This window comes from Fructilactobacillus sp. X2R1C1, from assembly GCF_059901435.1.
This window is the reverse complement of record NZ_JBWXUV010000062.1, coordinates 1-309: the sequence shown is the minus strand read 5'-3', so window position 1 is coordinate 309 and position 309 is coordinate 1. Positions and strand designations below refer to the sequence as shown.

Genomic DNA, 309 nt, shown 5'->3' with positions numbered 1-309 from the left:
ATGTTGCGTAATAACGACCAATTTTCGGTCTTTTTTATGTAACTATTACTAAGTTTAGTGCGATTACCAATTTCTTTAAAATGGGGCTTATACTTGGTTTGATGGATCGTGACACAATATGTATCTGGTTTGGAGTCGGCTCCATAAATAGTCGCTGAACTCGTCCTTTTCGTGTTGCGGATGATGCTGTACCGATTGGTTTTAGTTGAGTACGAGTACCAAGCTCCGCGAAACTTTGATGGAAAACTGGCCATGCTCATGCCCTTACTGATCTGTTTCTTGTGATGATGGTGCAAAGCAACAAAACTC

The 309-nt window shown here is 40.8% G+C and carries 1 protein-coding gene; it reads right to left on the bottom strand.

All coding sequences use genetic code 11. The features are described from left to right. A partial coding sequence (locus AC6UDG_RS07510; protein ID WP_500706962.1) for a hypothetical protein occupies positions 1 to 309 on the bottom strand: 309 nt, incomplete at both ends.